Below are 2,744 nucleotides of genomic sequence, written 5' to 3'. Positions count from 1 at the left end.
CACCCGCCTTCAACACCCCCAACAACGCCACCACCACATCAACCCCACGCTCCATCACCACCCCCACCACCGACTCCACACCCACACCCTGAGCCGCCAGATAACGCGCCAGCCGATTCGCCCGCGCATCCAACTCCGCATACGTCAGCTCAACACCATCACCCACCACCGCCGTCACGGAGGGAACCGCCGCTACCTGGCGCGCGAACAACTCCGTGAACGGGACGTCGATCCCGTCCGCCGTGGTGTCGTTCCACTCGACCAGCACTTGATCCCGCTGCTGGGCATCGAGCACGTCGACCGAGCGCACCGGAAGGTCCGGCCTGTCCTGCAGGGAGTCAGCCAACGCGGCGACGACGTGTTCCACGGCCGTGCACAGCAACAGCCCCACCTCGTACGGATCGACAGAGTCGACCGCCTGGACACTCAGACTCAACCCGCCGGTATTGAGGTCGTCCACCGACATGGTCAGCGGGTAGTTGTTTCGGACCTTGAGGTAGACCCGCTCGATCCCGTCTATCGCTTGCTCCCGGGCCTCACCGTCTCGATCCGCGCCTTCGCGTGTGCTGTGGCGATAGTTGAACAGTGAGGTGAACAGGGGTGTGCTGTCCTCGATGCCGCTGGCCTGCTGCGCCACCGCCAAGGGTGCATGTTCGTGCTCGAGCAACGCCGCCAGCTGAGACCGCATCTGCTCCACAGCAGCCCGCACTCCGACACCGTTGGTCCGCACCCGCACCGGCAACGTGTTGATGAACGGGCCTACGACCCGGTCGGCACCCGCACCCGCGTTCATCCGGCCGAACAACACCGTCCCGAACACCACATCGTCACGACCTGACAGCACCGCCAGGACCCGGGCCCACGCCACATGCAACACCGTCGCAGCGCTGACCCCCAACCGGCGAGACACCTCACGAAGCCGGTCCACAACCTCCTGCGGCACTGGCAACTCGGCCGACACCGACCTAGTGCCATCGCCACGAACGTCCATCAGTCCATACGGCGCCGTCGGCTCGGTCACATCACCCAACAACTCCGCGAAGAACCGCTCATGCTCCTCCCGCGAAACACTACGAGCCTGAGCAACGAAATTCCGGAACGGCAACGCCGCCGCCAACTCGTCATCCTGTCCGGCCAGGATCGCTCGCAACTCCCCGAGCAACATGTCCATACCCTGGTGATCCAGCACCAGGTGATGCATCCGCAGCAACCCGAGCCAACGGCCGTCCGCAACCTCGGCCACATGCAGGTCCATCAACGGTGGCCGGCCCAGATCCATCCCCGAGCCCGCCTTCTCGACCAACGCCGCCACCGGATCGGCATCTGCATCAGCATCGTCGAAGACGTGAGTGACGACCGGCAGTGCCACGTGCCGCCACACCACCTGCACCGGCTCCGGCAGCCCCTCCCACACCACCGCCGTCCGGTAAATGTCGTGCCGGTCCACGGCCTGCTGCCAGGCCTGCACGAACCGCTCCAGCAACTCCGAGGCATCGAACTGCAACGCCATCACCGTGACGTACGGGTCTCTGCCTCCATCGGCCATCAGGTGGTGGAAGAGCAACCCCTCCTGCAACGGCGCCAACGGATACACGTCCGCCACATTGGCCGCGCCACCCTCCACCCCGGCGACGATCCGCTCCACATCCGCGTCCGACAACTCCACCAACGGCAACATGTCCGCCGTGATCCGGCCCGCACCCTCCGGAATCAGGTTCTCCGGCACCACCAGCGGCACCACCGCAACCGCACCAGCCAAACCAGCCGGCGTCGGAGCCTCGAACAACGCCCGCACCGACACCGACACACCCCGCGCACGCAAACGCTCAACCAACCGCACCGCGAGCAGGGAGTGGCCACCCAGCCGGAAGAAGTCGTCATCCATCCCGACCCGGTCGAGCCCCAGGACCTCCGCAAAGACCGCGCACAGGATCTCCTCCTGCACCGACACCGGGGCCCGACCACCACTGACATCAGCGGCATAGTCCGGCGCCGGTAACGCCCTACGATCCACCTTGCCGTTCACCGTCAACGGCAACTCGTCCAACACCACCACCGCGGCCGGCACCATGTACTCCGGCAACCGCCGCCCCGCCAACTCCCGCACCTGCTCCGGTAGATCGCCCGCAGTCGCATCCGCATCGGCCGCCACCACCACGTAGGCCACCAGACGCCTATCCCCCGGCATGTCCTCCCGGACGACCACCACGGCCTGACCAACCAGCAGATGACTCTGCAGGACGGCCTCGACCTCACCGGGCTCGATCCGGAAACCCCGCACCTTCACCTGCGCATCCGCCCGCCCCACGAACACCAACTGCCCATCCGGCAACCACTTCACCAGATCCCCGGTCCGATACATCCGCTCACCCACCCCGAACGGACACGCCACAAACCGCTCCCCCGTCAAACCCCCACGCCCCACATACCCACGCGCCACCCCAGCACCCGCCACATACAACTCACCCACCACACCCACCGGCACCAGCCCCAAACCCCCATCCAGCACAAACAACCGCGCATTAGCGATCGGCCCACCGATGACCGGCCGATCACCCACACCCAACGCCACCGACATCGACGCACACACCGTCGCCTCCGTCGGACCATACGCATTCACCAACCGCCGCCCCACCGCCCACCGATCCACCACCACCGCATCCAACGCCTCACCCGCCGACACCAACGTCGACACCGAACCCAACTCCCCACCACCCAACACACCCAACACCGCCGGCGGCAAC

General features: G+C 66.3%; 1 protein-coding gene. It reads right to left on the bottom strand.

From position 1 onward, the window contains the following. The coding region (locus tag ACWCPF_RS45335; RefSeq protein ID WP_451051013.1) for a condensation domain-containing protein at positions 1-2,695 on the bottom strand (2,695 nt) is incomplete at its 3' end. Positions 2,696-2,744: the final 49 nt, after the last annotated feature.

Source organism: Streptomyces sp. NPDC001858, assembly GCF_053594615.1.
This window is presented reverse-complemented; position numbering and strand designations above follow the sequence as displayed.